The organism is Streptomyces sp. NTH33, from assembly GCF_003236365.1.
GTDB lineage: Bacteria > Actinomycetota > Actinomycetes > Streptomycetales > Streptomycetaceae > Streptomyces.
Genome location: NZ_POTZ01000451.1, coordinates 1 through 5,561 on the forward strand (window position 1 = coordinate 1; position 5,561 = coordinate 5,561).

6 protein-coding genes are annotated in these 5,561 nt (G+C 73.1%); 2 read left to right on the forward strand and 4 right to left on the reverse strand.

Translation table 11 applies throughout. The features are described 5' to 3' along the window. Positions 1 to 15: 15 nt before the first annotated feature. The 3 genes from ectA to C1I97_RS30170 form a co-directional block, all read right to left on the reverse strand. Positions 16 to 555: a diaminobutyrate acetyltransferase gene (ectA, locus tag C1I97_RS30160; protein WP_111006271.1), complete on the reverse strand. Its 540-nt coding sequence runs from the start codon at positions 553 to 555 to the stop codon at positions 16 to 18. 314 nt (positions 556 to 869) lie between these two features. Further along, on the reverse strand, positions 870 to 1,151 hold the full coding sequence (locus tag C1I97_RS30165; RefSeq protein WP_111006272.1) for a mycothiol transferase: 282 nt from the start codon (positions 1,149 to 1,151) through the stop codon (positions 870 to 872). 78 nt (positions 1,152 to 1,229) lie between these two features. Further along, entirely contained in the window at positions 1,230 to 2,333 is a 1,104-nt protein-coding gene (locus tag C1I97_RS30170) for a pyridoxal-phosphate-dependent aminotransferase family protein (RefSeq protein WP_111006273.1), read from the reverse strand. A 136-nt stretch (positions 2,334 to 2,469) separates the two neighbouring features. On the opposite strand from C1I97_RS30170, the gene C1I97_RS30175 reads away from it, so the two are divergent. Both C1I97_RS30175 and C1I97_RS30180 read left to right on the forward strand, forming a co-directional pair. Next, positions 2,470 to 3,567, forward strand: a complete 1,098-nt coding sequence (locus tag C1I97_RS30175) for an amidohydrolase family protein (protein ID WP_111006274.1) — start codon at positions 2,470 to 2,472, stop codon at positions 3,565 to 3,567. A gap of 172 nt (positions 3,568 to 3,739) precedes the next feature. Next, the gene (locus tag C1I97_RS30180; protein ID WP_111006275.1) at positions 3,740 to 4,699 is read left to right on the forward strand and encodes an SCO1860 family LAETG-anchored protein; all 960 of its coding nucleotides are present in this window, start codon (positions 3,740 to 3,742) and stop codon (positions 4,697 to 4,699) included. A 43-nt stretch (positions 4,700 to 4,742) separates the two neighbouring features. Here the strand turns inward: C1I97_RS30180 and cobC are convergent. After that, positions 4,743 to 5,561: Rv2231c family pyridoxal phosphate-dependent protein CobC (cobC, locus tag C1I97_RS30185; RefSeq protein ID WP_111006276.1), on the reverse strand; the 819-nt coding region annotated here is incomplete at its 5' end.

Consider the following 5,561-nt stretch of genomic DNA (forward strand, 5'->3'; position numbering starts at 1 on the left):
GGGGAGGTGCGGGTCTCAGAAGGACAGCGGACCGATCCGGTAGAGGACCTCCGGGTCGTGCGGACCGTCCGGGAACTGCCCGGTGTCGAACAGGACTTCGCGCTCCACCGTGGCGCCGTGCCGGGCGGCGTAGGAGGTGAACAGCCGCTCGGAGGCGGTGTTGCCCGGGGTGATCGTGGTCTCGACCGCGGTGAGCCCGCGCTCGGCGGCGACCCGGGCGGTGAGCCCGTCCAGCAGCCGGGCGGCCAGGCCCCGGCCGCGGTGGCCGGCGTCGACGGCCACCTGCCACACCAGCAGGGTGTGCGGGCGGTCGGGCCGCACGTACCCGGTGACGAAGCCCACCGGCTCGCCGTCCGCGCCGCGCGCCACCGCGGACGTGGCGGCGAAGTCGCGGCACCACAGCAGATAGCTGTACGAGGAGTTCACGTCCAGCGTTCCGGAGTCCTTCGCGAGCCGCCAGAGCGCGGCGCCGTCGGCGACGGCGGGACGCTCGATGCGTGGGGTCTCCGGCAATTCGGTGTGGGGGGTTTGCAGGTCTGCTTGTGCGGCAGTCATGCGAAATGAACTTACCGAGGGGAATGCAAAAATGCATCGCCGTTGGGTCTTACATGAAACACGCAGGTGTGTTATCGCGCGGGCGGGCGACCGCGCGAAGCGGCTGCGTGATGTGCGGGTTTGCCCGCTCATGGCCGGACAAAAGGGCTGCCCTTGTGGAGTTGATCACAGCTGGGTAACTCTTGCGGTGCCCCCTGAGAATGCACCGCAGAATGTTCGCGAAATCTTCGCGTTTAGGTAGTGGGAAACGGGGCAGAAGAATACGGGCGACTGCCCGAATTTAATTGCAGGATTACCCCGGCATAAAGCAGCTGTCAAGCCCCGGTAATCCCGTCGATACGCTCCCGGAGAATGTCGGCATGGCCGTTGTGGCGCGCGTACTCCTCGATCATGTGCACGAACACCCACCGCACACTGACCTCCAGCCCCGCCATCGGCCCGCCGGCGATCCGCCCGGTGTCGTCCAGCCCGGCGCACTTCAGCTCCAGGGTGGCCCGGTGGAAGTCCAGCCGGCTCTCCGGCATGGGCCGCTCGTCCCCGGTCGTCAGCGGAACCGGGCGGCCGTCGGGCAGGGACTGCGGTGCGTCGGCGGTCATGGGGCGAGCATGGCACGGCCGACGGGGCCGGCGACCGTGTCTTTCGGCCCCGCCTGCCCTGCCCCCCGCCCCGGCCGGCTACTGGCGCCACGCCTCCGCGACCGCGCGCCGGGCGGCCTCCACGTCCACGTCCGCGCCGTGGCCGGTCAGAGCGGTGGCCAGGGCCGTCAGGCCGGCCTCCACCGTCTCCCGCGTGGCGTCCGGGCCGTAGTGGTTGACGCGGATCATCTCCTTGGCGAGCGGGCCGCCGCCCGCGGCCAGCGGGAGGGCCGGGTCCGTCTCCAGGGCCCGGGCCACCAGGTCGGAGGCCGCGATGCCGGAGGGGGCGCGCAGGGTGGTGGCGACCGGGGCCGCCTCGGAGGCCTCGTGGACGTACGGCTCCAGGCCGCCGCCCAGGGCCGCGGCACCCGCGCGGGTCGCCGCGGCGGCGCGGCGGTGGCGGGCCATCACCTCGTCCAGGCCCACCTCCTCGATGCGCTCCAGGCAGGCCTCCAGCGCCAGCATCTCCAGCTGCGCCGGCGCGTGCAGCAGTGCTTTGCGGCCGCCGTCGATCCAGCGCTCCTTCCAGTCCAGCAGGGACAGGTAGGAGCGGCGCGGCGCCCGCGGGTTCGCCGCCATCCGGGCCCAGGCGCGCTCGCTGACCGACACCGCCGACACCCCGGCCGGCCCGCCCATCGCCTTCTGCGCCCCGATCACGCACAGGTCCACGCCCCACGCGTCCGGCAGCACCGGCTCGGCACCGACCGACGCCACGGCGTCCAGGTAGAACAGGGCGCCCCGCTCCCGTACGACCTCGCCGATCTCCGCGACCGGATTGGTGTTGCCGGTCGCCGCCTCCGCGTGCACCAGCGACACGAAGTCGATCTCCGGGTGCTCGGCGAAGGCCTCCTCGACCTGCTCCGCCGTGACCGCCGTGTGGTACGGGACCGACAGGTCGTGCACCGTCGCCCCGCAGTCGCGCAGCCAGTTGCCGAACGTCTGCCCGTACGGCCCCGTGATCACGTTCAGCGCCGTCGTGCCGGGACCGGCCGTGCCCCGGATCGCGCCCTCCAGCGGCAGCAGCGCCTCGCCCTGCGTGATCACGACGTCCTGCTCGGTGGCCAGCAGCCGCGCCACCCGGTCCTCGATCGAGGCGAAGCGGTCGGCGCTCAGCGGGGCGAGGTCGAGGAAGGGATGGGTCACGGCGGTGCTCTCTTCTGCGGTCGCGGGTGGTCGTGGGTGGACGGTTCGAGCGTAGTAGGCGGGTTTCACCCCGCTTCCACCGGTGACCTCGGACGGGATGGTCCGGGGCGAACGGTGGCTCACTAGAGTGCGGTGCATGAGCGATCACGCGGTGCTGCACGTGAAGGGGCGGGTGCTCGCCGGACCGCAGGACGACCGGGTCCGGGACGAGCTGTGGGTCGTCGACGGCCGGGTCACCTACGACCGTCCGGCCGGCGCGAGGGACGTGACGACCGTCGAGGGCTGGGCGCTGCCCGGCCTGGTCGACGCGCACTGCCACGTGGGCCTGGACGCCCACGGCCCGGTCCCCGAGGACGTCTCCGAAAAGCAGGCCCTGACCGACCGCGAGGCCGGCACCCTCCTCGTCCGGGACGCGGGCTCGCCCTCGGACACCCGCTGGATCGACGACCGCGAGGACCTGCCGAAGATCATCCGCGCGGGCCGCCACATCGCCCGCACCCGCCGCTACATCCGCAACTACGCGTGGGAGATCGAACCGGAGGACCTGGTCGCCTACGTCGCCCAGGAGGCCCGGCGCGGCGACGGCTGGGTCAAGCTGGTCGGCGACTGGATCGACCGCGACCTCGGCGACCTGTCCGCCTGCTGGCCGCGCGAGGCCGCCGAGGCGGCGATAGCGGAGGCCCACCGCCTGGGCGCCCGGGTCACAGCGCACTGCTTCTCGGAGGGCTCCCTCCGGGACCTGGTCGAGGCGGGCATCGACTGCATCGAGCACGCCACGGGCCTCACCGAGGACCTGATCCCGCTCTTCGCCGAACGCGGCGTCGCGATCGTCCCCACCCTGGTCAACATCGCCACCTTCCCCAAACTGGCCGACGGCGGCGAGACCAAGTACCCCCGCTGGTCGGCCCACATGCGCCGCCTGCACGAACGCCGCTACGACACCGTCCGCGCCGCCCACGACGCCGGCATCCCGGTCTACGTCGGCACCGACGCCGGCGGCTCCCTGCCCCACGGCCTGGTCGCGGCCGAGGTCGCCGAACTGGTCACGGCAGGCATCCCGCCCCTGGAGGCCCTGTCGGCGACGACGTGGGGCGCGCGCGAGTGGCTCGGCCGCCCCGGCCTCGACGAGGGCGCCCCCGCCGACCTCGTGGTCTACGACGAGGACCCGCGCGCGGACGTACGGGTGCTGGCGGCACCGCGGCGGGTGGTGCTGAACGGGAGGGTGGTCGGGTAGGCGCCTGTTGGGCGCGGCGTTACGGGCGGCGGGCGAACACCGGTGCTGATGGAATCGAAAAGATGACCGAAAACCCCACGAAGGAGTGAAGTAACCCTGGATCGCTGACCGTTCACTCTTGGTGCGTAATTCTTACCGGGTCCCAAGCATTCTCTTCTGGGGGTCCCACACCTTGAACGGCCACAGCTTCCGCATGTCCGCACGCCGTTGCGCCACCGTCGCCGCCGCCACCGTCCTGGCCGCCGGCCCGGTGACGCTGGCCGGAGCGGGTGCCGCGCATGCGACCGGTGGGCAGGACGGTCGCGCCGGCGCCTCCGTCCTGCGCACCGGGCTGGACGTGTCCCTGCTCAACAAGACGGTGCACGTCCCACTCGCCGTCTCCCTCAACGAGGTCGAGGCACCGCAGAGCGCGCAGCAGACCGCGCTGACCGCCCGGCTCGACGGCGTCGACGGCGGAAAACCCTTCAGCGTGCTCCGCGCGGACGTGGCGAAGGCCGACGCGACCGTCTCGGCGGACAAGGCCGAGGGCACGGTCGAACTGGCCCACGCCCGCATCCATGTCCCCGGTCTGCCTCTGCTGTCCCTGATCGAGGTCGACCAGGTCACGGCCAAGGCGACGTGCGAGGCGGACGAGGCCCCGGTCGCGAGCAGCAACGTCCTGGGTGCCGTGACGGTACTCGGCAAGAAGGTGACACTCACCTCCGGCGGCACCACCGACGTCCAGGTCCCCGGCGTCGGCGAGGTCCGTCTGGACCTGTCGAAGCGGGAGACGACGTCCGGCACGGCCGCGGCGACCGCCCTCGAACTCAAGGTCTCCGTCAACCCGCTGAAGCTGAACGTGGCCGAGGTGGAAGGCACCGTGACCCTCGCCGGGGCGACCTGCGAGTCCCCGGTGGCGGCACCGGAGAAGCCGTCCGCGCCGCAGGCCGACCCGGGCACGGACTTGAAGCCCCAGGAAGCCGACGTGAAACCCCAGGGCGCCCCCGCGGCGAAGCCCGTCAACCTGGCGGAAACGGGCGGCAGCTCCCTGACCCCCTACCTGGCGGGAGGCTCGGCCGTGCTGCTCGCCCTCGGCGGAGGAGCGGTGGCGCTGGCGCGCAAGCGCAAGAGCCGGAGCCAGAGCCAGGGATAGGGGGCAGAGGCCGGGGCCGGGGCTGGAGCTGGGGCGCGGAGACCTACGCCGGTGCGTCCAGCGCCGTGGACAGGGCCGCCAGGAAGCCGGACGTCGTCTCCCGGTCCCGTACCGCCAGGCGCAGCCACTCCTCGCCCAGCCCCGGGAACGTGTCCCCGCGCCGCACCGCGTAGCCCAGGGTGCGCAGCCGCCGCCGTACGTCCGCCGCCCCCGGCACACGGACCAGGACGAAGGGACCCTCGGCCGGCTCCACCACGCGCACCCCCGTCCCCGCGAAGGAGGCTAGGCCCGCCACCAGGCGGGCCCGGTCCTCCGCGATACGGCGGGCCGCCTCCTCCGCCTCCGCCAGCGCCCGTGGCTCCACGCACACCGCGGCCGCCGCCAGCGCCGGCGTGGACACGGGCCACAGGGGCTGGGCCCGCTCCAGTTCGGCGATCACCTCCGGGGAGGACAGCACGTAGCCGATCCGCAACCCCGCCAGCCCCCACGTCTTCGTCAGGCTGCGCAGCACCACCAGACCGGGCACGTCCGTCCGGCCCGCCAGCGCCTCCCGTTCGCCCGGCACCGCGTCCATGAACGCCTCGTCGACCACCAGCACCCGGCCCGGACGGGCCAGTCCGGCGAGCACCGGGGCCGGGTGCAGGACCGACGTCGGGTTCGTCGGGTTGCCGACCACCACCAGGTCCGCGTCCTCGGGGACGGCCGCCGGGTCGAGCCGGAAGCCGTCCTCCTCCCGCAGCAGCACCCGGTCCACCGTGTGCCCCGCGTCCCGCAGCGCCGCCTCCGGCTCCGTGAACTGCGGATGCACGACGACCGGACGCCGTACCTTCAACGCCCGCGCCAGCAGCACGAACGCCTCCGC